This window comes from Sedimentitalea xiamensis (genome assembly GCF_030164465.1).
Taxonomy (GTDB): domain Bacteria; phylum Pseudomonadota; class Alphaproteobacteria; order Rhodobacterales; family Rhodobacteraceae; genus Sedimentitalea; species Sedimentitalea xiamensis.
The window spans coordinates 31,250-57,812 of sequence record NZ_JASNJE010000029.1; the positions used below are offsets into that span (position 1 = coordinate 31,250).

General features: G+C 65.6%; 23 protein-coding genes and 1 tRNA gene. 11 read left to right on the top strand and 13 right to left on the bottom strand.

From position 1 onward, the window contains the following. Positions 1 to 154 precede the first annotated feature (154 nt). Positions 155 to 1,315, bottom strand: coding sequence for an acyl-CoA dehydrogenase family protein (locus QO034_RS18330; RefSeq protein WP_284486986.1), 1,161 nt, complete (start codon positions 1,313 to 1,315; stop codon positions 155 to 157). 25 nt (positions 1,316 to 1,340) lie between these two features. Next, the gene (locus tag QO034_RS18335) at positions 1,341 to 2,096 is read right to left on the bottom strand and encodes a class II aldolase and adducin N-terminal domain-containing protein (protein WP_284486987.1); all 756 of its coding nucleotides are present in this window, start codon (positions 2,094 to 2,096) and stop codon (positions 1,341 to 1,343) included. A gap of 105 nt (positions 2,097 to 2,201) precedes the next feature. Between QO034_RS18335 and QO034_RS18340 the strand changes: the two genes are divergently transcribed. After that, positions 2,202 to 3,095 carry a LysR substrate-binding domain-containing protein gene (locus QO034_RS18340; RefSeq protein WP_284486988.1) on the top strand — a complete coding sequence of 298 codons (894 nt, stop codon included), beginning with the start codon at positions 2,202 to 2,204 and terminating at the stop codon, positions 3,093 to 3,095. Here the strand turns inward: QO034_RS18340 and QO034_RS18345 are convergent. Beyond that, positions 3,065 to 3,484, bottom strand: a complete 420-nt coding sequence (locus QO034_RS18345; protein ID WP_284487006.1) for a VOC family protein — start codon at positions 3,482 to 3,484, stop codon at positions 3,065 to 3,067. The two genes, QO034_RS18340 and QO034_RS18345, sit on opposite strands and share 31 nt — an antisense overlap. An 88-nt stretch (positions 3,485 to 3,572) precedes the next feature. Here QO034_RS18345 and ade point away from each other — a divergent pair, with 88 nt between their 5' ends. The 5 genes from ade (at position 3,573) to QO034_RS18370 (ending at position 9,672) form a co-directional block, all read left to right on the top strand. Further along, positions 3,573 to 5,369: an adenine deaminase gene (gene ade, locus QO034_RS18350; RefSeq protein ID WP_284486989.1), complete on the top strand. Its 1,797-nt coding sequence runs from the start codon at positions 3,573 to 3,575 to the stop codon at positions 5,367 to 5,369. Between the two features lie 5 nt (positions 5,370 to 5,374). Then, entirely contained in the window at positions 5,375 to 6,835 is a 1,461-nt protein-coding gene (locus tag QO034_RS18355) for an AMP nucleosidase (protein WP_284487007.1), read from the top strand. Positions 6,836 to 6,977: 142 nt separating this feature from the next. Then, positions 6,978 to 7,265, top strand: a complete 288-nt coding sequence (locus QO034_RS18360; RefSeq protein ID WP_284486990.1) for an HU family DNA-binding protein — start codon at positions 6,978 to 6,980, stop codon at positions 7,263 to 7,265. 344 nt (positions 7,266 to 7,609) lie between these two features. After that, complete coding sequence (locus QO034_RS18365) at positions 7,610 to 8,284, top strand: VPLPA-CTERM sorting domain-containing protein (protein ID WP_284486991.1); 675 nt, start codon at positions 7,610 to 7,612, stop codon at positions 8,282 to 8,284. A gap of 509 nt (positions 8,285 to 8,793) precedes the next feature. Then, positions 8,794 to 9,672, top strand: coding sequence for a DMT family transporter (locus QO034_RS18370; protein ID WP_284486992.1), 879 nt, complete (start codon positions 8,794 to 8,796; stop codon positions 9,670 to 9,672). Here the strand turns inward: QO034_RS18370 and QO034_RS18375 are convergent. Continuing rightward, positions 9,669 to 10,190 carry a glutathione peroxidase gene (locus tag QO034_RS18375; protein ID WP_407696785.1) on the bottom strand — a complete coding sequence of 174 codons (522 nt, stop codon included), beginning with the start codon at positions 10,188 to 10,190 and terminating at the stop codon, positions 9,669 to 9,671. The two genes, QO034_RS18370 and QO034_RS18375, sit on opposite strands and share 4 nt — an antisense overlap. A gap of 143 nt (positions 10,191 to 10,333) precedes the next feature. Between QO034_RS18375 and msrB the strand changes: the two genes are divergently transcribed. Together msrB and msrA are read left to right on the top strand one after the other, a co-directional pair. Continuing rightward, positions 10,334 to 10,783 carry a peptide-methionine (R)-S-oxide reductase MsrB gene (gene msrB / locus QO034_RS18380; RefSeq protein ID WP_284486993.1) on the top strand — a complete coding sequence of 150 codons (450 nt, stop codon included), beginning with the start codon at positions 10,334 to 10,336 and terminating at the stop codon, positions 10,781 to 10,783. Continuing rightward, positions 10,780 to 11,289, top strand: a complete 510-nt coding sequence (gene msrA, locus QO034_RS18385; RefSeq protein ID WP_284486994.1) for a peptide-methionine (S)-S-oxide reductase MsrA — start codon at positions 10,780 to 10,782, stop codon at positions 11,287 to 11,289. The genes msrB and msrA overlap by 4 nt, the downstream gene beginning before the upstream one ends. A gap of 41 nt (positions 11,290 to 11,330) precedes the next feature. Here the strand turns inward: msrA and QO034_RS18390 are convergent, their stop codons facing one another. The 8 genes from QO034_RS18390 to QO034_RS18425 all read right to left on the bottom strand — a co-directional run bounded on the left by QO034_RS18390 (position 11,331) and on the right by QO034_RS18425 (position 23,183). Then, the gene (locus tag QO034_RS18390) at positions 11,331 to 11,501 is read right to left on the bottom strand and encodes a YegP family protein (protein WP_284486995.1); all 171 of its coding nucleotides are present in this window, start codon (positions 11,499 to 11,501) and stop codon (positions 11,331 to 11,333) included. Between the two features lie 255 nt (positions 11,502 to 11,756). Continuing rightward, positions 11,757 to 13,763: a hydantoinase/oxoprolinase family protein gene (locus QO034_RS18395; RefSeq protein WP_284486996.1), complete on the bottom strand. Its 2,007-nt coding sequence runs from the start codon at positions 13,761 to 13,763 to the stop codon at positions 11,757 to 11,759. A gap of 68 nt (positions 13,764 to 13,831) precedes the next feature. Further along, on the bottom strand, positions 13,832 to 14,956 hold the full coding sequence (gene queG / locus QO034_RS18400) for a tRNA epoxyqueuosine(34) reductase QueG (RefSeq protein ID WP_284486997.1): 1,125 nt from the start codon (positions 14,954 to 14,956) through the stop codon (positions 13,832 to 13,834). A gap of 69 nt (positions 14,957 to 15,025) precedes the next feature. Further along, positions 15,026 to 15,691: an FtsZ-binding protein FzlA gene (gene fzlA, locus QO034_RS18405; RefSeq protein WP_284486998.1), complete on the bottom strand. Its 666-nt coding sequence runs from the start codon at positions 15,689 to 15,691 to the stop codon at positions 15,026 to 15,028. Between the two features lie 57 nt (positions 15,692 to 15,748). After that, positions 15,749 to 16,525: a monofunctional biosynthetic peptidoglycan transglycosylase gene (gene mtgA, locus QO034_RS18410; protein ID WP_284486999.1), complete on the bottom strand. Its 777-nt coding sequence runs from the start codon at positions 16,523 to 16,525 to the stop codon at positions 15,749 to 15,751. Positions 16,526 to 16,628: 103 nt separating this feature from the next. After that, complete coding sequence (gltB, locus tag QO034_RS18415) at positions 16,629 to 21,161, bottom strand: glutamate synthase large subunit (RefSeq protein WP_284487000.1); 4,533 nt, start codon at positions 21,159 to 21,161, stop codon at positions 16,629 to 16,631. 42 nt (positions 21,162 to 21,203) lie between these two features. Next, entirely contained in the window at positions 21,204 to 21,644 is a 441-nt protein-coding gene (locus QO034_RS18420) for a GFA family protein (RefSeq protein WP_284487001.1), read from the bottom strand. A gap of 102 nt (positions 21,645 to 21,746) precedes the next feature. Then, the gene (locus QO034_RS18425) at positions 21,747 to 23,183 is read right to left on the bottom strand and encodes an NAD(P)-dependent oxidoreductase (protein WP_284487002.1); all 1,437 of its coding nucleotides are present in this window, start codon (positions 23,181 to 23,183) and stop codon (positions 21,747 to 21,749) included. A gap of 230 nt (positions 23,184 to 23,413) precedes the next feature. On the opposite strand from QO034_RS18425, the gene QO034_RS18430 reads away from it, so the two are divergent. After that, positions 23,414 to 24,241 (top strand): undecaprenyl-diphosphate phosphatase, encoded by an 828-nt coding sequence (locus tag QO034_RS18430; protein WP_284487003.1) that lies wholly within the window; start codon positions 23,414 to 23,416, stop codon positions 24,239 to 24,241. Here the strand turns inward: QO034_RS18430 and QO034_RS18435 are convergent. Then, positions 24,218 to 25,201, bottom strand: coding sequence for a complex I NDUFA9 subunit family protein (locus QO034_RS18435; protein WP_284487004.1), 984 nt, complete (start codon positions 25,199 to 25,201; stop codon positions 24,218 to 24,220). The genes QO034_RS18430 and QO034_RS18435 overlap by 24 nt on opposite strands. A gap of 207 nt (positions 25,202 to 25,408) precedes the next feature. Here QO034_RS18435 and QO034_RS18440 point away from each other — a divergent pair. Then, positions 25,409 to 25,495: transfer RNA gene (locus tag QO034_RS18440), tRNA-Leu, on the top strand. Between the two features lie 94 nt (positions 25,496 to 25,589). Further along, the gene (locus QO034_RS18445) at positions 25,590 to 26,501 is read left to right on the top strand and encodes a hypothetical protein (protein ID WP_284487005.1); all 912 of its coding nucleotides are present in this window, start codon (positions 25,590 to 25,592) and stop codon (positions 26,499 to 26,501) included. The last annotated feature ends 62 nt before the right edge of the window (positions 26,502 to 26,563 follow it).

A 26,563-nucleotide genomic window follows, 5' to 3' on the forward strand; every position in this document is an offset into this window, starting at 1 on the left:
ATGGCACGCTCACGACCCCGGGTGGGCGCGCCGGCCCAAGGGAACCGTCCCGGCCTGCAACCGTCCTTCCTTCCTCTTGCCGGAAATACTCCGGGGAGCGCGAGGGGCTGGCCCCTCGCATCGGTCGGATGGGCGCAGCCCATTCGAAACCGCCTCATGCGCCCAGCGCGCGCAACAGGTCGCGGCTGATGATGTGGCGCTGGATCTCGCTGGTTCCGTCCCAGATGCGCTCCACCCGCGCATCGCGCCAGAACCGCTCCAGCGGATAATCGTCCATCAGTCCCATCCCGCCGTGAACCTGGATCGCGGCATCCGTCACCCGCGCCAGCATCTCGCTGGCGAAAAGCTTGGCGGACGCGATCTCGCGATTGGCGGGCAACCCCTGGTCCAGCCGGTCCGCCGCGGCCAGCGTCAGCAGGTCGGCGGCGTCGATCTCGGTGATCATGTCGGCAATCTGGAAGCTCACGCCCTGGAACCGGCCGATCTTCTGGCCGAACTGCTCCCGCTCCGCGGCATAGTTCAGCGCATAATCGAAGACCCGCCGCGCGCGGCCGACGCTCATCGTGGCGACGGTGATCCGCGTTGCATAAAGCCAGGTGTTCATCACCGCGAAACCGCCGTCGACCTCGCCCAGGACCTGCGCGTCCGGCAACCGGCAATCGTCGAACTCGAGTATCATGTTCTTGTAACCCCGGTGGCTGACCGATCTGTAGCCGTCCCGGATCGTGAACCCCGGCGTGCCGCGATCCACCAGGAACGCCGTGATGCGCTTTTTCGGCCCCTTCGGCGTCTGATCCTCGCCGGTGGCGATGAAGACGATGACGAAATCCGCGTGATCCGCGCCCGAGATGAAATGCTTGGTGCCATTCACCACCCAGTCGCCGCCCTGCCGCACCGCCGCGCATTTCATCCCGCGCACGTCCGATCCCGCGCCGGGCTCGGTCATCGCCAGCGCATCCATCTTCTCGCCGCGCACGGCGGGCATCAGATAGCGTTCCGCCTGTTCCCCTTCACAGGCCATCAGGATGTTCTGCGGCCGACCGAAGAAATGGTTCAGCGCCATCGACCCGCGCCCCAGTTCGCGCTCGACCAGCGCGAATTCCAGGTGGCTCAGCCCCGCGCAACCGACGCTTTGCGGAAAATTGCAGGCATAGAACCCCAGTTCGAGGGTCTTGCGCCTGATCTCCTGCGCGATCTCGCGCGGCACCTCGCCGGTCCGTTCCACCAGGTCTTCGTGCGGATAGATTTCCTTTTCCACGAAGCTGCGGACGGTGGAGACGATCATCTCCTGTTCGTCGCTCAATCCGTATTGCATGTCCGGTCTGTCCCTTGTGCCGCGATCAGCGCGCGTAATCCGACCCTTCGTGATCGAGGATCGCCTTCAGTTCCGACAGGTGGCGGTCCGCCTGCTCCGGATAGTCTTCCAACTCGCGGGCGGTCTTCTCGGCGATCTCGTCCGGCAGCACCCGCAGCGGCCGGCCGGTCTGCAAGGCGCGGATATAGGTCTCCGCCGCGCGTTCGAAGAAATAGAGCCGGTTGAACGTGTCCGCCACCGTGTCGCCGATCACCATGACACCGTGATTGCCCATGATCATGACCTTCTTCTTCGGATCGGTCAGCAGCGCGGCGCAGCGTTCGCCTTCATCCTCGAAGGCCAGCCCGCCATAACTCTCGTCGATCACGTAGCGGTTGAAGAACGTGGCGCAGTTCTGGTCGATCGGCGGCAGGCGGCTGTCGGCCAGCGACGCCAGCACGGTGGCATGGATCGAATGCACATGCATGGCGCAGCGCGCATGCGGGCAATGGCGGTGAATGCCGCCGTGCAGCCCCCAGGCTGTCGGGTCCGGCGCGTCGGGGCCGGACAGCGCATCCGGGTCGTTGGCGTCGACCACCAGCAGATCGCTGGCCTTGATCCGGCTGAAATGCACCTGGTTGCGGTTCATCAGGAACTTCGTTCCATCGTCGTTTATGGCGAGCGAAAAATGGTTGGACACGCCTTCATGCATATTCAGCCGGGCGGTCCAGCGGAAGGCGGCGGCAAGATCCACGCGCTCCTGCCAGTTGCCCATGTTCGGGCGCAGATCTGTGACGGTCATCGGGTCCTCCTGGGGTCGCCGCCGACTCTGCCTGTCCGCCCGCCGCATTGCGAACGAAAAAAACGCCGCTTTCCCATTAGCATTACTTATGGCAGAGTGATGGACATGCACGCCCCCCTGCCTCCCCTCGGCTGGCTGCGCACCTTCGAAGCCGCCGCGCGCCACCTGTCCTTCACCGGTGCCGCGCGCGATCTCAACATGACCCAGAGCGCGGTCAGCCAGCAGGTCAAGTCGCTGGAATCCTTCCTCGGGCGGCCGCTGTTCCACCGCCGGCCCCGCGCCCTGGAACTGACCGAAACCGGCCTCACCTACCTGCCGGTGGTGCGCGACGCCTTCCGCACCCTGGCGCGCGGCACCCGCGCCGTGACCGGCACTGATCAGGACGTGGTGCAGGTGCAGTCCAACCTCAGCTTCGCGGTCTACTGGCTGGCCCCGCGCCTGCCCCGGTTCCGCGCCAGCCACCCCGAGGTGCAGCTCAACATCTCGACCGAACTCTGGGAACCGCGCGACATGGCCGAAGGGATCGATGTCGAGATCCGCTTTTCCCTGCGTCCCGCCGATACCGTCCGCACGGAACTGCTGCGGAACGATCACTATTACCCGGTCTGCGCGCCGGATTACCCCGTCACGCTCGAAGACCTGGCCATGCATCCGCTCTATGACTGCTCCAACCTGCTGTGCAACTGGACCGCCTGGGCCGAGGACCTGTCGCTGCCATGGTCCGACCCGCCGGTGACATACGCCACCACCTTCACCGTGTCGCTGGCGGTGGCGCAGGCCGGCGGCGGACTGGCGCTGGCCCATGACACCATCGCCCGCCGCCTGATCGACACGGGCCGGCTGGTCGCGCCCTTCGCCCACCGCGCCCGGATGCAGGAAGCCTATTACCTGATCCTGTCGCCCCAGGCGGAATACTCGCCCGGCACGGTCGCCTTCGCCGCCTGGCTGCGCAGCGAACTGGCCGCGGATCAGAGCGGCCGGCTCGGCACCCAGGCGTAGCCGTTGTCGCAAAGAATATAGCATTCGCGCAGACCGTGCGGCTTGTCGCCCGGCGCCTGCAATATCACCGCGCCGGCGTTTTCCGCCCGCGCCGCCGCCGCGTCCGGGTCGGTGTCGTAAAGCCTGATCTCTATCCCCGCGCCGCGCGGCGGGGTCTCCGGCAGCAGCCCCAGCAGCGGGTTGGAATGATAGGTGCGGTCGGCATGGATCTGAAACGCCTGCGCGCCATAGGTCACGATGGCGAAATCCGCCGACACCTGGTGCGCCCGCATCCCGAAGACCGCGTTCAGAAAAGCGCATTCCGCCGGCACGTCGCGCACCAGCAGATTGAGCCCGACACCGCGCAGGCTGCGGCCGAAGGCATCGGCCTTGATCGTGTCGTAATCCATCGCCGCAGCTTCCGGCAAAACCGCCGCCCTGACAAGGCCGCCGCGCGGCAGGGGTTGCGCCCGCACCGGCATTCGGGACAATTGCCCCATGACACATGCTCCGTTCCAAAGCTGGGCCGAATCCGCCCCCCGCCTGATCGCCGTCGCCGCCGGACGCGCCCCCGCAGACACGGTCATCCGTGGCGGCCAATGGGTCAACGTGCACAGCCGCGAGGTCCTGCCCGGTCACGATGTGGCCATCGCCGCCGGACGCATCGCCTGCGTCGTGCCGGATGCCGCCTATTGCACCGGGCCGGACACGCAGGTGATCGAGGCGGGCGGGCGCTACATGATCCCCGGTCTGTGCGACGGGCACATGCATATCGAAAGCGGCATGCTGACCCCGGCGGAATTCGCCCGCGCCGTGATCCCGCACGGCACCACCAGCATGTTCACCGACCCGCACGAGATCGCCAATGTCCTCGGTCTGCCCGGCGTGCGGATGATGCATGACGAAGCGTTGATGCAGCCGGTCAACATCTTCACCCAGATGCCCTCCTGCGCGCCCAGCGCGCCGGGGCTGGAAACCACCGGCTATGAAATCAGCCCCGAGGACGTGGCCGAGGCGATGACCTGGCCCGGCATCGTCGGCCTCGGCGAAATGATGAACTTTCCCGGCGTCGCCAATGCCGACCCCGCGATGCTCGCCGAAATCGCCGCGACGCAGACCGCCGGCAAGACCGTGGGCGGCCATTACGCCAGCCCCGATCTCGGACCGGCCTTCGCCGCCTATGTGGCCGGCGGCCCGGCAGACGATCACGAAGGCACCTGCGAGGCCGACGCCATCGCCCGCGTCCGCCAGGGCATGCGCGCGATGATGCGGCTGGGCAGCGCCTGGTATGACGTCGCGACCCAGATCACCGCGATCACGGAAAAAGGGCTGGACCCGCGCAATTTCATCCTCTGCACCGACGATTGCCATTCCGGCACGCTGGTCAATGACGGCCATATGAACCGGGTGGTGCGCCACGCCATCGCCTGCGGCTGCGACCCGCTGGTGGCGCTCCAGATGGCGACGATCAACACCGCCACCCATTTCGGACTGGAACGCGAGATCGGCTCGATCACGCCGGGGCGGCGGGCCGACGTGATCCTGACCTCCGACCTCGTGACCCTGCCGATCGAAACCGTGATCGCGCGCGGCCGCATCGTCGCACGGGACGGCAAGGGACTGGTGGACTGCCCGCATTTGCACTGGCCCGACGCCGCACGCAACACCGTCCACCTGGGCCATGCGCTGACGGCGGCAGATTTCGACATCAAGGCCCCCGAAGGCGCCAACACCGCCCGGGCCAACGTCATCGGCGTGGTCGAGAACCAGGCGCCGACCCGGGCGCTCAAGGCCGATCTGCCGGTGCGCGACGGGCTGGTGGAAGGCACGGGCGATGTCTGCCAGATCGCGCTGGTGGAACGCCACCGTGCCACTGGCGGCGTGACCAATGCCTTCGTGTCGGGCTTTGGCTACACGGGTGCGATGGCGATGGCCTCCACCGTGGCCCATGACAGCCACCACATGATCGTCGTCGGCACCGACCGCGCCCAGATGGCGCTGGCCGCGAACCGCCTTGCGGAAGTCGGCGGCGGCATCACGATCTTCCGCGACGGCGCGGAACTGGCGCTGGTCGAACTGCCGATCGCAGGGCTGATGTCGGACGCGCCCGCCGCCGAGGTCGCCCGCGCCGCCGACCGCATGATGGCCGCGATGCGCGATTGTGGCTGCACGCTGAACAACGCCTATATGCAGCATTCCCTGCTGGCCCTGGTGGTGATCCCCGAACTGCGGATTTCGGACCTGGGTCTGGTGGATGTGCGCACATTCGAAAAGATCCCGGTGCTGGAAACGTGACCGCGCTGGACATCCTCACCCCGGATCCAACCCCGCCGGAACAGTTCACCGACGCGGCCGAGGCCGTCGCCCACCTGCAACGGCTCTACTGCCAGGCCACGTCGTTTCTCTGCGACCGGTTCATCGCGGCCATGCGCGACGGCGCGCCCGCGCACCGCATCCGCGCCTTCTATCCCGAGATCCGGGTGACCACATCGAGCTATGCGCATGTGGACACGCGGCTCAGCTTCGGCCACCTCGCGTCGCCGGGCACCTATGCGACGACGGTGACGCGCCCCGACCTGTTCCGCGCCTACCTGACCCAGCAGATCGGCCTCCTGATCCGCAACCACGGGATTTCCGTGACCATCGGGGCCTCCGATACGCCGATCCCGGTGCATTTCGCCGTCGCGCTGGACCCGACCCTGACGGTGCCGCAGGAAGGCGCCGCCGATTTCATCCTGCGCGACGTGTTCGACGTGCCCGATCTCGCCACCACAAATGACGATATCGTCAACGGCACCTATACTGCGCCGAGCGGCACCGGCGCCCTGTCTCTGTTCACCGCGCAGCGGGTCGATTATTCGCTGGCGCGGCTGTCGCATTACACCGCCACGGACCCCGAGCATTTCCAGAACCACGTCCTGTTCACCAACTACCAGATCTACGTGTCCGAATTCGAAAGCTACGCCCGCGCGCAGCTGGCCGACCCGGACAGCGGCTATTCCAGCTTCGTCGGCACCGGCAATGTCGAGATCACCGACGCCGAGGCGTCTTTCGACCTGCCGCTGAAACTGCCGCAGATGCCGACCTATCACCTGAAACGCCCCGACGGGTCCGGAATCACGCTGGTCAACATCGGCGTCGGCCCGTCCAACGCCAAGACCGCCACCGACCATATCGCGGTGCTGCGGCCCCATGCCTGGCTGATGGTCGGCCACTGCGCCGGGCTGCGCAACACCCAGGCGCTCGGCGATTTCGTTCTGGCCCATGCCTATCTGCGCGAAGATCACGTGCTCGACGACGACCTGCCGGTCTGGACCCCGATCCCGGCGCTGGCGGAAATCCAGATCGCTCTGGAACAGGCGGTGGCAGAGGTTTCGCAGCTTCAGGGCTACGACCTGAAACGGATCATGCGCACCGGCACCGTCGCCACCATCGACAACCGCAACTGGGAACTGCGCGACCAGTCCGGCCCGGTGCAGCGCCTGTCCCAGTCACGCGCCATCGCACTGGACATGGAAAGCGCCACCATCGCCGCCAACGGCTACCGGTTCCGGGTGCCATACGGCACATTGCTCTGCGTTTCGGACAAGCCGCTGCATGGCGAACTGAAGCTGCCCGGCATGGCGTCGGACTTCTACAACACCCAGGTCGCGCGCCATCTGAGCATCGGAATCCGCGCCATGGAATCCCTGCGCGACATGCCGCTGGAGCGGTTGCACAGTCGGAAATTGCGGTCTTTTGACGAAACCGCCTTCCTCTGACCCGTAAAAACAGTGAAAAACAGCGAAAAACAACAGATTTGGGCTTGCCAGAGACCGCTATTCATTGTGTTCCTACACCACATCACGTTAAATATGCGGATTGAGGCCCAAGAAATCGGGCGGACGAAGGAGACAAAGAACAATGTCAAAGCCTATGACCAAAACCCAACTCGTCGCCGCGCTGGCCGAGAAAATGGACACCGACAAGAAATCCGCCGGCGAAGCGCTGGACGCGATCACCGACCTGATCACCAGCGAAGTGTCGAGCGGCGGCGCCGTGACCCTTCCGGGCGTCGGCAAGATCTACTGCCGTGAACGCCCCGAGCGCATGGTGCGCAACCCCGCCACCGGCGAGCAGTTCAAGAAGGAAGCCGACAAGGTGGTGAAGATGACCATCGCGAAAGCGCTGAAAGACAGCGTCAACGGCTGACGCGGATCCGCAAGGAACGACGAAGGGGAGGTCGCCGCAAGGCGGCCTCTTTGTGTACAGGGGCCCGGAAACGCCACTACCCGCCGAATCATTCACCGGTCCGATCCTCAACAGCCTGAAAAGGTTAACGAATTTCAATCTCCGGCTGCGCTGAAAAAGTCCGGTTCAATCTGGGCGATTTGAAGGGTCAGCCAATGTTGCGCCTGCCACGGTGCCGGATGCAAAAGAATCGGTAAATCTACGGTTACAAGCCTGAAATCAACGTTTTGGTAAGGACTGCACGTTGACGCAGCCGCACCTGCCGCGTCATCATCTGAACAGTTTCATTAGTTTGGATGGTTTCGATGAAAAGTATTTTCACCTCATTCTTTGCTGTCATGCTCGCGCATCCACTTCATGCGCTGACCGTCACCGATCAATTTACGAGCGGAGTTCCTCTTGTCTGGAGCTCCCAGTATGGCTGTCAGCCGGTTTGCTCGGAACAATCTCCTTCCATCGTCTACAGTCACCGGTTCGACAATGACATGCCACGGTCTTGGGTTCCGGCTTACAGCCCCGACATGGGCAGGTTGGAACGCGTTTCCTTCGCCATGGATTACAGTTTTCGGGCCGATGACGTCGACTTTGTCACAGTTGGAGCAACCCCGACATTCTGGGGAGAAGGCTATGGTAGCTGGACCGGACCTGACGCCGGGTTTTCGGGACGTCATGGAAGCACCGAGACCGCCTCGTATCGCTGGGATCTTGACGCCGACAACCTGTCCGGATTCGCCTCGGGTGCGATCTATGCGCTAACCTTGGTGTTTGATGCCAGCGGATTTTCCGAGCACTACTCCAGTCCGCATCACGGAGGTGGGGATATCGGATATGATCTGACCGTAACCTACCATATTTCTCCTGTCCCTCTGCCGGCCTCCTTCCCTCTCCTGGCGGTCGTGGTGCTTGGTCTGGGGGCGCTCGGGATTGCTGCCGGTCGCCGCCGGAACGGATTGGAGCTTTCGGCGTCGGGCTGCGCGTAGAACCGCGACTCACGGCCGGGCCGCAACAACAACCCACTGACAAGGGGTCACGCAGTTCGGCCAGTGCCCGGCGTTGAACCTGCCTCCGGGGGATATCCGGAGCGGCCACTGAAGCGATTACACCGGGCCGTTCTGTTCGCATCGGTCCAGTGACACCTCGAACATTCTTTCGAGAGGCCATCAGGTCACAAGAGCGTTTCTTGCAGTTTCCTGAAGCCCTTAATGGCATGCTTTGCAGCAATTACTGCAAATGGCTGGCCGGTGGCGGGCGCCCCTTTCCCGAAGGGTAGCGGCTATAGGTCCAACCGGGGCGGCCGGGATGCCCGGACTGCGGGGCGGGGGGCTCAAAGGCGGTGTGCTTGAAGTGCAGGCACTGCCGGGACCCGATGCGCGAAACCGGGGCCGGACATCTTGCTCCTTCCCGGCGGTGCAGGTAACCCCGCGGCATGCCGGGCCGCGCTGACTGATTTTGCGCCGTCATTGCCTCTGTCATAGAAGGAAAGCAGCGAATGGACACGCGCGCAATTCTCATGGGCCTGGCCTTCGCGCTGATGTGGTCGTCCGCCTTCACCTCGGCGCGGATCATCGTCGCCGACGCCTCGCCGCTTTTCTCCCTCGCGCTCCGTTTCCTGGTGTCAGGCCTGCTCGGCGTCGCGATCGCGCGGCTCATGGGACAGACATGGCGGCTGACGCGCAGGCAATGGTATGCCACCTTCCTGTTCGGCCTCTGTCAGAACGCGCTCTATCTCGGCCTGAACTTCGTGGCGATGCAGACGGTGCAGGCCAGCGTCGCCGCCATCGTCGCCGCGACCATGCCCCTGCTGGTCGCCATCGCAAGCTGGCTGCTGCTGGGCGAACGGCTGAAACCGCTCGGCATCGCCGGCCTTGTCGCCGGGATCGCCGGCGTCACGATCATCATGAGTTCGCGCATCGGCGCCGGGGTCGATCTCTACGGTCTCGCCCTCTGCGGGATCGGCGTTCTGGCGCTGACCTTCGCCACGCTGGCGGTGCGCGGCGCGACCTCGGGCGGGAATTTCATGATGATCGTCGGGCTCCAGATGCTGATCGGGGCGGCGATCCTGTTTTGCGCCGTGCCGCTGCTGGAAACGGTCTACATCAACCCGACCCTGCCGCTCGCCCTGGCCTTCGCCTATACGACGCTGGTGCCCGGACTGATCGCGACCCTGGTCTGGTTCATGCTGCTGGACCGCATCGGACCGGTCCGGGCGGCGACCTTCCACTTTCTCAATCCGGTGTTCGGCGTCGCCATCGCCGCCGTGCTGCTCGGCGAAACGCTCGGGCTCTGGGATCTGGTCGGCGTCGTCATCGTGACGCTGAGCATCCTCGCGGTGCAGATCTCGCGCCAGCCCGCGCCGCCGGGGCGCTAGTTCAGAAGGCTTTCGATCCCGCGCAGCACGACATCCGACTCCGGCCGCACCGCCGATCCCCAGGTCGCCACGACGCGGCCCTCCGGCGACAGCAGGATCTTGTTGAAGTTCCAGCCCGGTTCGAACCCGGTTTCGGCCTTCACCGCCTTGAAGAACGGATGCGCCCGCGTCCCCTTCACATGGGTGATGTCGGTCATCGGCATGTCGAGTCCGAAGTTCAGCTCGCAGAATTCCTTGACCTCCGCCGCGCTCGACAGTTCCTGGTTGAAATCGTCCGACGGCACCGCCAGCACCACGAGTCCCCGCGCCCGGTAGCGGTCATAGATCTTCTGCAGCCCGGCGTATTGCCCGGTAAACCCGCATTGCGACGCCGTGTTCACCACCAGCACCGGCTGTCCGCGCCAGTCCTCGATGGCCAGCGTGCCGCCGTCGATCGACGCAAAGACGCCGTTCAGGCCGGCAGCAAGACCCGTCTGCGCGAAGACCACGACCATCGCCGCCAAGACAAACCGTTTCATCCCGATCTCCTGTTGTTTATGGTGATACGGCAGGGCGCCCCGTCCGGATCACCCGCACTTCCGCGCGACCATGGTGACATATTACTGTGTTTCCGGACGTCCCGCCCCATTTAAATGTCTTGCAGCCTTTGCGGAGGACAACGATGACCAGATACAGCAAGGATCCCGAACGGATCAAAGCCCTCGGCCCGGAAGAATTCCGTGTCACCCAGCGAAACGGAACCGAACGCCCCGGCACCGGCGCGCATCTGAACAACAAGCAGCCGGGCATCTACGTCGACATCGTGTCGGGCGAACCGCTGTTCGCATCCGCGGACAAGTATGAAAGCGGCTGCGGCTGGCCCAGCTTCACCCGCCCGATCGAACCCGCCCATGTGACCGAACTGCGCGACACGACCCTTGGCATGATCCGCACCGAAGTGCGCAGCACCCATGGCGACAGCCATCTGGGCCATGTGTTTCCGGACGGGCCGCGCGACCGGGGGGGATTGCGCTATTGCATCAACTCGGCCTCCCTGCGTTTCGTCCATCGCGACGACATGGAGGCCGAAGGCTACGGCGACTATATCGACCAGGTGGAGGACGTGGCATGAGCACCGAACGCGCGGTTCTGGCAGGGGGCTGCTTCTGGGGCATGCAGGACCTGATCCGCAGGAAACCCGGCGTGCTGAAAACCCGCGTCGGCTATACCGGCGGCGACGTGCCCGACGCCACCTACCGCAACCACGGCACCCATGCCGAGGGGATCGAGATCCTGTTCGACCCGGACCGCGTCAGCTACCGCGAGCTGCTGGAACTGTTCTTCCAGATCCACGACCCGACCACACTGAACCGGCAGGGCAACGATATCGGCCTCAGCTACCGCTCCGCGATCTACTACGTGGACGAGGGCCAGAAGGCGACGGCGCTGGACACCATCGCCGACGTGGACGCCTCGGGCCTCTGGCCCGGCAAGGTCGTGACCGAGGTGGAACCGGCGGGCGATTTCTGGGAGGCCGAGCCCGAGCATCAGGATTACCTCGAACGGATTCCCAACGGCTACACCTGCCACTTCGCCCGGCCCGGCTGGGTGCTGCCCCGGCGCAGCGCGGCGGAATAATAAGATAAGTAACCGGCGGCACTTGATGCCGCCGGTTTGTCCTATTGTTCGTAGATCGGAGCTTGGCTCGATGCACGGACAAGATTTATGCCATGAATGGCATCCGACTTGTTCCAATAGCTCTCGGCGGAATCAGCTATTGTCTGGTGATTTGCTGCCTTCAGTGTCCAGCGCCATTGCAGCGATACATCTTTGTACAATTTGAAGTACATCTTCAGGTCCTAATTTGAGCGACAATCTATCGCTCCGTTTTGATCATTGCTGCTGACCGCTTGACCCCAAGCCAGAACCCTGCGATTCTACGCTTGTGTTTGACGACACGGCCGTTGCTCAGCAGCGGCTAAGCGCTCAAGGGAATCCTTGGGCGCTTTTATTTTACCTGTTGGTCATGCCGGAGTCGAATCTTTTCCTATGTATCAACGCCATAGGTTGTATCCGCATTAAAATAGCGCCCAAATGTGGTGGGCTCAAAGGTTGGCCACCCGTGGCCGGCCCCTGGCCTCGACGGTCAGCATCGCCTCCACGAACACCTCCCGCGCTTCGGCGCGGGCGGTGCGGATGTCGCGTTCGACGCTGAACTGCAAACCCTGCGCGCCGGACGCCAGCGCCGCCGCCCCGGCTTCCGCGCGCAGGGCCTCTTCCAGCCGCGCCAAGGCCGCCCCGGCTTCGGCGAAATCCTCCGGCCCGCTGTTCAGATGGACCCGGAACCGGCCCTCGCTGGGCGAGGTCACGGTGCCGCTGCGCCGCATCGTCACCCGCCCGACCACCGCACCGATGGCATTGGCGACGCCCGCATGGGGCGGCAGGATCATCCGGCAATGCAGGCGTTCCGCAACCGCCGGGTAATAGGTCGGGGCCGACGCCCCCAGCCCCACGACATCCACGTTCAGGGCCGTATCCAGGGCGACAAGGCCGCGATGCCCGGCCAGACCGCCCTGCGTCAGCACATGCCGCGCCAGCACCTCGGCAGGCAGGCCAAACCCCGGATCTTCCTCCGCAAAGGCCGTTTCCAGCAGCGTCAGGGCGGTCTGTTCCGTCACCTGACCGACGATCATCCGCGCCAGCGTCTCGGCCGAAACCGCCAGCGGATCGCCGGACGCGGTGCGCCGGCGCGCGAACAGGGTCAGGGCCTTGGCCGCCGCCTCCGCGTCCCAGTCCGCGAGCAGCCCCAGCACATGGCTCGCATCCGACGGCGTCACCCCCGCGACCTGCACCAGGCCGCGGTCCACCAGCCGCGCCAGCGCGCCATGATCCATCCGGTTGCGCAGCACGTCGCCGAGCGGATGCACTTCCTCGCCGATCCGCGCCAGCAGCGCTTCCTCGCGCGCGCCGATACCGGCGTCGGGCAGGCCCGGCACCGCGCGCACGAACCGCCCGTCCATTTCTCCGGTCGTGGCGCCGCGCAACTGCGCCTCCAGCGCCGCATGCACCGCCTCGGGCGCCTCGGCGGCGATCAGGGACACCGGCACCACCCGGCGCGGACCCAGAAAGACACCGCCCGTCAGTCCCTCGTTCCGCACATGCACCTGGCTGTCGCCGCCCAGCCCGCTGGTGTGCATGGCGACCGCCTCGACCATGGTGCGGAACCCGCCGACCCGCGCGCCCTGCGGGTCGATCGCCGGCCTGCCGCCGCGCAGCAGCGCCACATCGGTCGTGGTGCCGCCGATGTCGGACACCAGCGCCCGCTCCGCCCCGGTCAGCCAGCGCGCGCCCACGATCGACGCCGCCGGGCCGCTCAGGATGGTTTCGATCGGCCGCTCCCGCGCCTGTTCCGCCGACATCAGCGCCCCGTCGCCGCGCACCACCATCATCGGCGCCGCGATCCCCAGATCGGCCAGCGTGTCCTGCGCCCGCCCGATCAGCCGGTCGATCATCCCGATCAGCCGTGCGTTCAGCACCGCGGTGACCGCCCGTTTCGGGCCGTTCAGCTTCGCCGAAAGCGCGTGCGAACAGGTCACCGGCGCGCCGGTCGTCTCGGCGATGATCCGGGCCGCCGCCTGTTCATGCGCCGGGTTGCGGGTGGCGAACTGCGCCGCCACCGCATAGCCCGACACCGTTCCGCCCTCTGCCGCGAGAAATGCGCGAAGCCCGGCCACATCCAGCGGCGCGACCTCGCTTCCCGCATGGCTGTGCCCGCCGGCCAGCACGACCGCCGGATCGCCCTTCAGCGCCTCCCGCAGCCCGTGCTTGTCAAGATCCCCGGCGCGGAACCCGATGAACACCAGCGCCACCCGTCCGCCCTGGCCTTCGACCAGCGCATTTGTGGCCAGGGTGGTGGAGAGGGAGGCGAGCGCGATATCCTCGGGCCGGGTGCCGCTCTGCGCCAGCACCGCCCGGATCGCCGCGCCGATGCCCAGCGACAGGTCCGCCCGCGTCGTCAGCGCCTTGGCGCTGGCGATCACCTCGGCCTCGTCCCGCATCAGCACCGCGTCGGTATAGGTCCCGCCGGTATCCACGCCCAGAAGCACTGCCATCCGCCCGCCATCCCCCTTGGTTCAAAGCGGGTGTAGCCGTCCCACGCCGGGCGTCCAGTCTGTTTGCGTCATTCCGCCAGCCTTTTCGCCGCCCAGCGCGCCGCATCCGCGACCGCCGGGTCCCCGTCCCCGGCCAGCCCCTGCGCCACCGCCCGCAATTCCGGCCGCCCGGAATTGCCGATGGCGTAAAGCACGTTGCGCACGAACCGGTCCCGGCCGATCCGCTTGACCGGAGAGCCGGAAAACAGCGCCCGGAACCCGGCGTCGTCCAGCCCCGCCAGCTCCGCCAGCTTCGGGGCGACCAGGTCCGGTCGCGCCGCATAGCGCATGTCGCTCGCCGCCACCGCGAACTTGTTCCACGGACAGGCCGCCAGGCAGTCGTCGCAGCCGTAGATGCGGTTGCCCAGCTTCCCGCGCAGCGATTCCGCCACCGGCCCCTTGTGCTCGATGGTCAGGTAGGAAATGCAGCGCCGCGCATCCAGCCGGTAGGGGGCCGGGAAGGCATCGGTCGGGCAGACATCCAGGCAGGCCCGGCAGGATCCGCAATGATCCCGCTCCGGGGCATCGGCGGGCAGTTCCAGCGTGGTGAAAACCGACCCGATGAAGGCCCAGTTTCCCCAGTCCCGGCTGACCAGGTTGGTGTGCTTGCCCTGCCAGCCCAGCCCGGCCGCCTGCCCCAGCGCCTTTTCCGGCACCGGTGCCGTATCCACGAACACTTTCACGCCTACGGGCGTGAAAGTGTTCGCGTGCGCGTCAGTCGATTGCCCCGCAATCGACGAGAGCGGCACCCGATTCCCGTCTCGCGCATCCCGCTCACCCTCAGCAACCAGCCACCGCGCCAGCCGCTTCAGCCGTTTCTTGACCAGGTCGTGATAGTCCCGGTTCTGCGCATAGACCGACACCGCCCCCCGGTCCGGCCGCGCCAGCACCGCCACCGGGTCGTGTTCGGGCGCATAGCTCTCCGCCAGCATGATGACCGACCGCGCCTCGGGCCACAGCGCCGCCGGGTTTCCCCGCCAGGCCGTGCGCTCGGCCATCCACCCCATCTGCCCGTGATACCCGGCGTCGAGATAGGCCGCCAGCCGCGCCGGCACCTCCGGCACATCCCAGGGCCGGCACACCCGGCAGGCGGCAAAGCCCAGCGCCCCGGCCTCCCGCACCATCCGCGCCTTGAGATCCGCCGCGCCCTTCATCTTTGCCGAAATACTCCGGGGGAGTCCGCCACAGGCGGACGGGGGCGGCGCCCCCGACCCGGTCCGGGTTCAGAAATCGAGATCGGCATAATGCGGCGGCGGACGGAATCCCGGGATCTGGTCGGCCAGGATCGACCGGAAGGCCGGGCGCGACTTGATCTTCGCATACCAGTCCTTCACGACGCTGGACCGGTTCCAGTCCACGTCGGAAATATAGTCTAGGGCCGACAGATGCGCGGCGGCGGCGAAATCGGCCAGCGTCATCGAATCCCCGGCCAGCCAGCGCCGGTGATCGAGCAGCCAGGCCATGTAGTCCAGATGATACTTGATCGCCCGCGCCCCGTCCTTGACGTTGCGGCTGTCCGGGTATCCGGCACCGGTGACCTTCTTGTTGACCCGCTCATAAAGCAGTTTCGACGTCACCTCGTGATGGAACTTGTCGTCGAACCAGCCCACCAGGCGGCGCACCTCGAACCGGCCATCCGCGTCTTTCGGCATCAGCGGCGGCTCCGGCCGGGTTTCCTCGATATACTCGCAGATCGCGGCGCTTTCCGCCAGCATCTTGCCGTCCAGCTTCAAGACCGGCACCTTGGCCGCCGGGTTGCGGCGGAGAAAATCCGGATCCGCCTCCCAATAGCGTTCCTCGACCAGTTCCACCTCGATCTTCTTCTCGGCGAGGGACAGCCGCACCTTGCGGCAGAACGGAGACAGGGGAACGTGAAACAGGCGGGCCATGGTCATCCAGGTGCAGTATTGGGATCAGCCCCTCAATGCCCCGCCGGGACGGGATTTTCAATCCTCGAAACAGGCGGCGCGCCCATCTGCGCGGATGGTGGCCGCACCGTCGGCGATTCCGGCGGCCCGCTTGCGCAGCGCCGCCGAAGGCTTGGCCGCCGACCGGGTCCGGGGCGACGGCAGAACCGCCGCGATCAGCGCCGCCTGCCGCGCGCTCAGCTTGTCCGCGGTCACGCCGAAAGACTGCTGCGCCGCCGCGCCGACGCCGAAGACGCCTTCGCTCATCTCCGCCACGTTGAGATAGACCTCGAGGATCCGGCGCTTGCTCCAGACCAGTTCCACCAGCGGCGTGATCGCCGCCTCCAGCGCCTTGCGGAACCAGCTCCGGCCCTGCCAGAGGAACACGTTCTTCACCACCTGCTGGGAAATCGTCGATCCGCCCCGCGTGCCGCCCTCGGCGATCACGGCGCGGATCGCGGCCACGTCGAACCCCCAGTGCAGGCAGAAATTCGCGTCTTCCGCCGCCACCGCCGACCGCGCCATCACCGGCGCGATCCGCTCCATCGGCACCCAGTCCCGGTGCAGGCTGCGATCCAGCCGCCAGCTTTCGGACATCATGGTGAAGGTCACCGGCGGGTTCACCACCGAAAACAGCAGGACCAGGACGACGACCAGCGCGCCCAGAATCAGCGCGCCGCGCAGGAAAACCGCGCGGATCCAGCCGACCAGGCTGGCCGGGCGATCCAGAAAAACCGCCTTCAGACGCGCCGCAAGCCCGCCCGCCGCCTTGCCGGAACGGGTTCCGGATTTCGATTTTCGCGCCGATCTGGTCATTGCGCCCGTATACGAAGGCCCGGCGCCGCAGGAAAGCACCTAAATGCCAATGGGGCGGGCCACATCGGCCCGCCCGCTGCTCTGTCCCGCTGCGAACCCGCCGCTATTCCGCCGGAACCGCCTCTTGCTCAAGGCTCAGCGGTGCTGTCAGATGCACCAGCATCTCCTTCGGGCAGACCTGCAGGAAGTTGGTCTTCTCCACTTCCCAGTGCTGAAGGATATCCGCGGCCTTGCGGCTGCCGGTCTCCGCCGCGTGGCGTTCGATCAGCTCTTCCAGCTGAATTTCCCAATGCGGCACCGTCACCGGGCAAGTGACCAGCGTTTCCAGGTTCATCATGGTTTCCGCCGTGCCCTCCGGGTCATAGAGATAGGCCATGCCCCCGGTCATCCCGGCGCCGAAATTCGCGCCGATCTCGCCGAGGATCACCGCCACCCCGCCGGTCATGTATTCGCAGCCGTTGGACCCGCAGCCCTCGATCACCACCTTCGCGCCCGAGTTCCTTACCGCGAAACGTTCGCCCGCGCGGCCCGCCGCGAACAGGAAACCGTCGGTCGCGCCGTAGAGCACCGTGTTGCCGATGATCGTGTTGCGGTCCGCCCGCAACGGGCTGACCTGCGGCGGGCGCACCACGATGGTGCCACCCGACAGGCCCTTGCCGACATAATCGTTGGCGTCGCCCGACACTTCCAGCTTCAGCCCCGGCGCCGCGAAAGCGCCCAGCGACTGCCCGGCGCTGCCCTGCAGCTTGACCGTCAGGTGGTCGGGCTGGAAGGCATTGCGCATGCCGAAGTTGCGCACGATATGGCTGGACGTGCGGGTGCCCACGGTGCGATGCGTGTTCTGCACCGCGTAGGACAGCTGCATCTTCTCGCCATCCTTCAGGAACCGCGCCGCGTCGCGCACGATCTCCGCATCCAGCGTGTCGGGCACGACGTTGCGCTCCTTGTCGCGGTCATAGACGATCTCGGATGCGCCATCGACGGTGATCAGCAGCGGGTTCAGGTCGAGATCGTCCAGATGCGCCGAACCCCGGCTGACCTGCGTCAGAAGGTCGGCGCGGCCGATGATCTCGTCCATCGACCGGGCGCCGATGCCGGCCAGCAGTTCCCGCACCTCCTGCGCATAGAAGGTGATGAGGTTCACGACCTTGTCGGCGGTGCCGGTGAACTTGGCGCGCAGCGCCTCGTCCTGGGTGCAGACCCCCACCGGGCAGGTGTTGGACTGGCACTGGCGCACCATGATGCAGCCCATCGCGATCAGGGCGGCGGTGCCGATGCCGTATTCCTCGGCCCCCATCATCGCCGCCATCACGATGTCGCGCCCGGTGCGCAAGCCGCCATCGGTGCGCAGCGTCACCCGGTCGCGCAGCTTGTTCATCGCCAGCACCTGATGCGCTTCGGTCAGCCCCATCTCCCAGGGCAGGCCGGCATATTTGATGCTGGTCGCCGGGCTGGCCCCGGTGCCGCCATTGTGGCCGGAAATCAGGATGATATCCGCCTTGGCCTTGGCCACCCCGGCGGCGATGGTGCCGACGCCGGAACTCGCCACCAGCTTCACCGTCACCTTGGCGCGCGGGTTGATCTGCTTCAGGTCATAGATCAGCTGCGCCAGATCCTCGATGGAATAGATGTCATGATGCGGCGGCGGCGAAATCAGCGTGACACCCTTGGTCGAGTGGCGCAACCGCGCGATCAGATCGGTGACTTTCATCCCCGGCAGTTGCCCGCCCTCGCCGGGCTTCGCACCCTGCGCCACCTTGATCTCCAGTTCCTCGCACTGGTTCAGGTATTCCGCCGTCACGCCGAACCGGCCCGACGCCACCTGCTTGATCTTGGCGGACGGGTTGTCGCCATTGGGTTCGGGCACGAAATGCGCCGGATCCTCGCCGCCCTCGCCGGAATCCGACTTGGCGCCGATCCGGTTCATCGCCACGTTCAGGGTCTTGTGCGCTTCCGGGGACAGCGCGCCCAGCGACATGCCCGGCGTCACGAAGCGCTTGCGGATCGAGGTGATGCTCTCCACCTCCTCGATCGGCACCGGCTTGCCCAGCGGCTTGATGTCGAGAAGATCGCGCAGGTGGATCGGCGGGTTGCTCTGCATCTTGGCCGAATACTGCTTCCACAATTCGAACGACGCCTTGTTGCAGGCCATTTGCAGCATATGCATGCTGGTCGCTTCCCAGGCGTGGCTCTCGCCCGACTTGCGCGCCTTGTAGAAGCCGCCGATCGGCAGCACGTCCTGTCCCGAGGTCCAGCCGCGCGCATGCACCGCTTCGGCCTTGTGCTGGATGCCCGAGACGCCGATGCCCGAGATCCGGCTGGTCATGCCGGGGAAATACTCGGCGCACATGGCGCGGCTCAGCCCCACCGCCTCGAAGTTCAGCCCGCCGCGATAGGAAGAGATCACCGAGATCCCCATCTTGGCCATGATCTTCAACAGCCCCTGGTCGACCGCCTCGCGATAGCGCGCCATCGCCTCGGCCAGGCTGCCGTCGAGCAAGCCGCGGGAAATGCGGTCGCCGATGCTGTCCTGCGCCAGATAGGGGTTCACCGTGGTCGCGCCGCAGCCGATCAGCACCGCGAAGTAATGCGGATCGATGCATTCGGCGCTGCGCAGATTCAGCGAACAGAAGGTGCGCAGCCCGTTGCGCGTCAGGTGGCTGTGCACCGCGCTGGTCGCCAGGATCATCGGCATCGCCACCCTGCCCGGTCCCGAATGCTGGTCGGTCAGCACCAGATGCCCCGCGCCCGAGCGCACCGCGTCCTCGGCTTCCCGGCGGATCCGCTCCAGCCCGGCGCTGAGCGCGCCCGTGCCCGCCTCGAAGGTGCAGTCGATCTCGGTGACCATGGCGTTGAAATGGTTTTGCAGTTCGTCGAATTCGGCATTGGCCAGGAACGGGCTGTCCAGCACCAGGATCTCGGTCTGGCTGCCATCCTCGGCCAGCACGTTCTTCAGGTTGCCGAACCGGGTCTTCAGGCTCATCACCCGGTGTTCGCGCAGACTGTCGATCGGCGGGTTGGTCACCTGGCTGAAACTCTGCCGGAAATAATGGCTCAGCGGGCGGTATTGCCGCGACAGCACCGCGCTCGGCGTGTCATCGCCCATGCTGGCGATGCTTTCCTTGCCGTCCTCGGCCATCGGCGCCAGGATCTGCTCCAGTTCCTCCAGCGTATAGCCCGCCGCCACCTGCCGCTTGCGCAGCTCGGCGCCGGTGTGCATCGGCTCCTCGGGCAGCGCGGTCAGGGTGGTGTCCAGCTCCTTGATCTTCCCCACCCACTCGCCGAACGGGCGCGCCGCGGCGAGCCGGTCCTTGATCTCGGTATCGTGGTAGAGCTTGCCCTCCTCCATGTCGACGGCCAGCAACTGCCCCGGCCCGAGCGCGCCCTTTTCCACCACGCGGGCTTCGTCCACCGGCACCATCCCGGCCTCTGACCCGGCGATCACCAGCCCGTCGCCCGTCACCACGTAACGCATCGGCCGCAGCCCGTTGCGGTCGAGCCCGGCGCAGACCCAGCGCCCGTCGGTCATCGCCAGCGCGGCGGGGCCGTCCCAGGGCTCCATCACCGAGTTGCAGTAGGAATACATGTCCCGCCAGGCTTCCGGCAGTTCCACCGCCTGCTTGGACCAGCTTTCCGGCACCAGCATGGTCTTGGCCATCGGCGCGCTGCGCCCGGCCCGCACCAGCACCTCGAACACCGAATCCAGCGCCGCGCTGTCGCTGGACCCGCTCGCGATGATCGGCTTGATGTCCTCGGCCATGTCGCCGAAGGTCGCGCTCGCCATCCGGATCTCGTGTGACTTCATCCAGTTGATGTTGCCCTTCAGCGTGTTGATCTCGCCGTTATGCGCCAGCATCCGGAACGGCTGCGCCAGCCACCACTGCGGGAAGGTGTTGGTCGAATAGCGCTGGTGATAGATCGCAAAGGCGCTTTCGAACCGTTCGTCCATCAGGTCCGGGTAGAACACCGCCACCTGCTCGGCCAGCATCATCCCCTTGTAGATGATGCTGCGGCAGGACAGGGAGGCGATGTAAAGCCCGTTGATCCCGGCGACCGCCGCGGCCTTCTCGATGCGGCGGCGGATCACGTAAAGCTCGCGCTCGAAGGTTTCCTCGTCCACGCCCTTGGAATTGGACAGGATGATCTGCTCGATCTCCGGCCGGGTCGCGTTGGCCTTTTCCCCCAGGCAGGTCACGTCGACCGGCACGTGCCGCCAGCCATAGATATAATATCCCATGCGCAGGATCTCGGTTTCCACGATGGTCCGGCATTTTTCCTGCGCCCCGAAATCGGTGCGCGGCAGGAACACCTGCCCGACCGCCATCAGCTGATCCGTGCGCGGCGCATGGCCGGTGCGTTCGATCTGGTCATAGAAGAACGGCACCGGGATCTGCACGTGAATGCCCGCGCCGTCGCCGGTCTTGCCGTCCGCATCCACCGCGCCCCGGTGCCAGATCGCCTTCAGCGCGTCGATCCCGGCCTTGACCACCTTACGGCTCTTCTTGCCGTCCACCGACACGACAAGCCCGACCCCGCAGGACGAATGTTCCTCGGTCTCGGAATACAGGCCGTTCTCGGCCATCCACTTGCGCTTGGCTTCTTCTTCGCGGGCCCAATCGGCGTCATACTTGGTCAAGGCGTGTTTCCTTCTTCAAAAGAGGCGTCTGCGGGCGGGCGCTCATGCGCCGCCCTCGACATGGCGGTGCCGGGCCTCGTATTCGGCGCGCGTCGCGCGGGCATGCTCGCCCTTCAGCCGCACCGAGGCCATGGCGGTGTCGGTGTAGATCTCAGATCTGAGCGGCCAGTCGCGGGCCGCGTCGAACAGCCCCGGCATCAGCTCGTAGGGGCTTTCGCTTTCGAGGTCGCGCATCCACAGGTTCGAACCGCAGACGCCGCAAAAGGCGCGCTCGGAAAAGCCGCTCGACCGGTAGCGCGTGACCGGCCCATCGGCGCTCACCGCGTCGGCGGCCGCCTCGAAGCACAGGAACAGCCCGCCGGACCAGCGCTGGCACATCCGGCAGTGGCAGGCGCCGGGGCGGGGATCGTGCGCGCCGGCGACGCGGATCGTCACCGCGCCGCACAGGCAGCGTCCGCTCAGCTGCGTCCTCGCTTCATCCATTCTCAACACTCCGGGTCAGCATTGCTGACCGTTTCAGGCCGCGAAGCCATATCCGCGTCTGCACAACGTATGCACGCGGTATGCACGGGCCGTGCACACCGCCTACTCCGCCGCCAGCGCCGCGCCGCTGCCGAACCGGTCGAGGATCGCCTCGGCGCAGTCCCGCCCGTCCCGGATCGCCCAGACCACGAGGCTCGCGCCGCGCACGATGTCGCCCACCGCGTAGACTCCGGGCATCTGCGTCGCGCCGGTGGTGAAATCCGCCTTCACCGTCCCCCAGCGGGTGACGGCCAGGTCCGGCTGATCCCACAGCGCCGGCAGCGCCTCCGGCTCAAAGCCCAGCGCCTTGATCACCAGGTCCGCGTCTTCCACGTAATCCGCGCCCTCGATGACTTCGGGCGCCTGCCGCCCGGTCGTGTCCGGCGCGCCCAGCCGCATCTTCTGCACCTTCACCCCGGTGACATGCTGCTGGCCAAGAAACGCCCTGGGCGCGCTCAGCCATTCGAACACGACGCCTTCCTCCTCGGCGTTGTTCACCTCGCGCTGGCTGCCCGGCATGTTGGCCCGGTCGCGGCGATAGAGACATTTCACCGATGTCGCGCCCTGGCGGATGCTGGTGCGCACGCAGTCCATCGCGGTGTCGCCGCCGCCGATGACGACGACCCGTTTCCCCTTGGCGTTCAACCGGCCGGAGTCGAACTCCGGCACGTCGTCGCCAAAGTTTTCCCGGTTGCTGGCGGTCAGAAAGTCGATCGCCTTCTCAATGCCCTCCAGCCCCGATCCCGGCGCCTCCATGTCGCGCGACTTGTAGACCCCGGTGGCGATGATGACCGCGTCATGGGCGGAACGGATGTCGTCGAAAGAGATGTCCTCGCCCACGTCGCAGTTCAGCCGGAAGGTCACGCCGCCCTGTTCCAGCTGGGCGTTGCGGCGCATCACCACGTCCTTTTCCAGCTTGAAGCCGGGGATGCCATAGGTCAGCAGCCCGCCCGCCCGGTCATAGCGGTCATAGACCGTGACCTGCACGCCGGCCCGGCGCAGCACGTCCGCCGCGGCCAGCCCGCCGGGGCCGGCGCCGATGATGCCGACGCTTTCGCCGCGTTCACGCGACGGCGCGATCGGTTCGACCCAGCCTTCCTCCCAGGCCGTGTCCGTGATGTATTTTTCCACCGCGCCGATGGTGACGGTGCCGTGCCCGGACTGTTCGATCACGCAGTTGCCTTCGCACAGCCGGTCCTGCGGGCAGATGCGGCCGCAGATTTCCGGAAAGGTGTTGGTCGCCTGGCTGAGTTCATAGGCTTCGCGCAGGCGTCCCTCGGCGGTCAGCCGCAGCCAGTCGGGGATGTTGTTGTGCAGCGGGCAATGAGTCTGGCAATAGGGCACGCCGCACTGGCTGCACCGGCTCGCCTGTTCCCGCGCCTTCGCATCGGCGAATTCGGCATAGATCTCGTGGAAATCGTCCCGCCGGTCTGCCGCTTCACGTTTTGTCGGCATATCCCGATTAACCTGAACGAATTTCAGCATAGGTTGCTTGGCCACGGCGCGGACTCTCCCGAATTTTCTGATTGCGCGTGTCTAAGACAATTCCGGAGGGATTAAAAGTCAGTTTTACTGACCTAATATGATAATATTTTCTCTGCGCTGCCGCATTTGGGTAAATTTTTCTCGATTTTAGGTATTGATCCGGACCTAAATGACGCCTTTTCATTTGAATCAAAGCACTTATACCTGATGGCGATTTCCGCCCCGTCAGCCGAGCTTCGCGCCACATGCCCCTGTTTCAACTTTTCCTTGTGGCCGTCATCCAGGGCCTGACCGAATTTCTGCCGGTCTCCTCCTCCGGTCACCTGATTCTCCTGCCCGGCCTGACCGGGCTGCAGGATCAGGGGCAACTGATCGACGTCGCAGTGCATGTCGGCACGCTGGGCGCGGTGATTCTGTATTTCTGGACCGACGTAAGGGCCGGTCTCGTCGGCCTTTTGCAACTGCTGCTCGGCCGGACCGACACGCCCGGCGCAAGGCTGGCGCTCGGCCTGATCGTCGCCACGATCCCGGTGATCCTCTGCGGGGCGATGCTGCATTTCACCGGCCTCAGCGACGCGATGCGCTCGGTCACCGTGATCGGCTGGACCATGCTGATCTTCGGCATCGTTCTCTACTGGGCCGACCAGACCGGCGGCGACAGCAAGACAGCCAAGCACTGGACGGTCCGGGACGCGCTCGCCATGGGCCTGTGGCAGGCCGTGTCGCTGATCCCCGGCACCTCGCGCTCCGGCATCACGATCACCGGCGCGCGCCGGCTGGGCTACGGGCGCGGCGATGCCGCGCGCCTGTCCATGCTGATGTCGATCCCGACGATCATGGCCTCCGGCATCCTGCTCGGCGCCGAAGTCGCGCTGGACGCGAACACTTCCGCCATGCGGGACGGCGCCATCGCCGCGGCGCTCGCCTTCGTCTCGGCGCTGCTGGCCCTGACCCTGATGATGCGGCTGCTGCGCAGCATCAGTTTCACGCCCTACGTGATCTACCGGATCGTGCTGGGTATCGCGCTGCTGGTCTACGCCTACGGCGGATCAGCTCCGCAGGTTGCGGGCTGAGGCGGTCATCTCGTCATACTGGCCCGACGGACGGAAGCGCCACAGGTATTCCGGCAGCACCGCCCCGATCATCGTCGGCACGATCCCGAGTTCGGCAAAGCCCCTGGAACCCTCGGCCACCACGTTGTCCCGCGCCAGATTGCGCAGCTGGTCGCGCGTCAGAACCCCGTTGGCGATCAGCCCGAAGCTGACCACCTGCACCATGTCAAAACCGAAGGCCATGATCCGCGCGATCCAGAACGGCAGGTTGATCACGATGCGGCGGCGGTGAATCACCGCCAGCATCTGCTCCACCAGCGCCCGGAGCGTCTTGACCTCCGGCCCGCCCAGTTCATAGACGCCCAAAGCGGCCTGGCCGGTGACGGCCTTTTCCGCCGCGGCGGCGACATCGTCCACATAGACCGGCTGGAACCGGCTTCCGCCGCCCGCGATCATCAGCAGCGGGCCGAACCGGGTCATCCCCGCGAACCGGTTGAAGAAATCGTCCTCCGGTCCGAAAATCACCGACGGCCGCAGGATCACGGCATCCGGCATGTACCTCAGCACACCCGCCTCGCCCAGCGCCTTCGTGCGGGCATAGTCGCTGTCGGAATCCGCATCCGCCCCGATCGCCGAGATCTGCACCATCCGCGCCACGCCTGCCGCAGCGGCCAGCCGGGCGACCCGTTCCGCGCCTTCGTCCTGGATCGCGTCGAACCGGTTCTTGCCGGTCTCGTTCAGAATGCCGACGCAGTTCACAACCGCATCCGCGCCCTGCATCGCCGCCGCAACAGAGGCGTCGTCCCGGATGTTGCACAAGACGGGTTCGACCTGCCCGACGACCCCGTAGGGCCTGACGAAAAGCGCTTCGTTCGGACGCCGCACCGCCACGCGCACCCGCCATCCCTGTTTCGCCATGCGGCGCGCGATGTAACGCCCGACAAAACCGGATCCGCCGTAGATTGTGACCAACTTGGACATGTCGAGGCTCCCTGAAACATGGGTTTATGTCGATCTACCGCCCAGCCCCCCGGCGAACAAGGCGCAAAAACGCCGCGCACCTGAATATGGCCGCAAATCACCGCCATATGAGCCGCGGATTCCGATTGCGAGAAGAAGTCGGGGAAACCACGAGAATCCATTTGACACCCCTCGCCACTGAGTCTAGAGGAACGGCTCACGACACCTGCCCAGGTGGCGGAATTGGTAGACGCGCTAGCTTCAGGTGCTAGTATTGGCAACGATGTGGAGGTTCGAGTCCTCTCCTGGGCACCACCAACAAGTGTTGATCACCCATAAAACGTTAGCTATCAGGGGTTTGCGCCTGTGTTCCGAGACACATTCTGGGACACAAACAGGACAAATCGAAATGGTAGTGGTGGTCAGCTTGAAGCACATCGACGAACTTTCAGGGGGTCGCAAGCGATTCCGCAGGCGCTGGCCCAAGGACGTTGGCAAGGCTCTGGGTGAGGCGTTCATGCAGCGCCCCATGGTGGCCCGTGAAGGTGCCGCCTTGGTTGCAGAGAGGGAGACCTTGCTGCGGGAATTTGACGCCACAGTGGCGAAGCACAGACGCTCTCAGGAGGAACGCGACAGGCTGACCCCAAGGCAGCTTTGGGGGGAGATGCAGGAGGAAGCCGAGCGACTCACCTCAGGGGTTGTTGGCGATGTAGAAGGAGCCTTGGACGCCTTGGCCGAGGAAGCCCAGCGCAATGAAGACCCATTGCTCTATCGAGCGATCAAGACGCCGGAGATAGCGAAGAAGCCTGCACCCACCTTGGCGGATGCCTTCGACCTCTACGCACGTTTGAAGATTGACGACAGCCAAGGGCGCAACCCACGGAACCGTCTGGACCGCCTCAGAAGGCGCACAGAGACGGCATTGGGGAGGCTCAACGAGTTGCCCCTGGACGACCTCAGGCGGGAACATGGGCGGGCTGTGTTGGATGTGATGAAGGAGGCGTCCACCTCGACCGGGAAGCCACTGTCCTCCGAGACCATCAAGCGTGAACTGAACATGCTGGCCGCTATCACGGAACTTGGCCTTATTGAGTTCGACCTTGCAGGGGTCAGAGCCAACCCATTCCGAAGGCTTGAGACCAAGCGTCCCGGTGAAGCCCCTGTGTCTGCCACCGATGCCCGCCTACCGTTGCCCCCTGAGGTCATTGCCGAGGTGCGCCACAGGCTGGCCACCAAGACGAAGACGCCCGACCTGTCCCTGATCTGTGAACCGGCATGCAAATTTGACCCCTGTATTGGGGTAATCGGCGTCCAAAAGTGACCCCCCTGATATTTCGTTTCAGAAGCTTCCTCAAAGGATTGAGGGAGCAATTTGGGGATGTT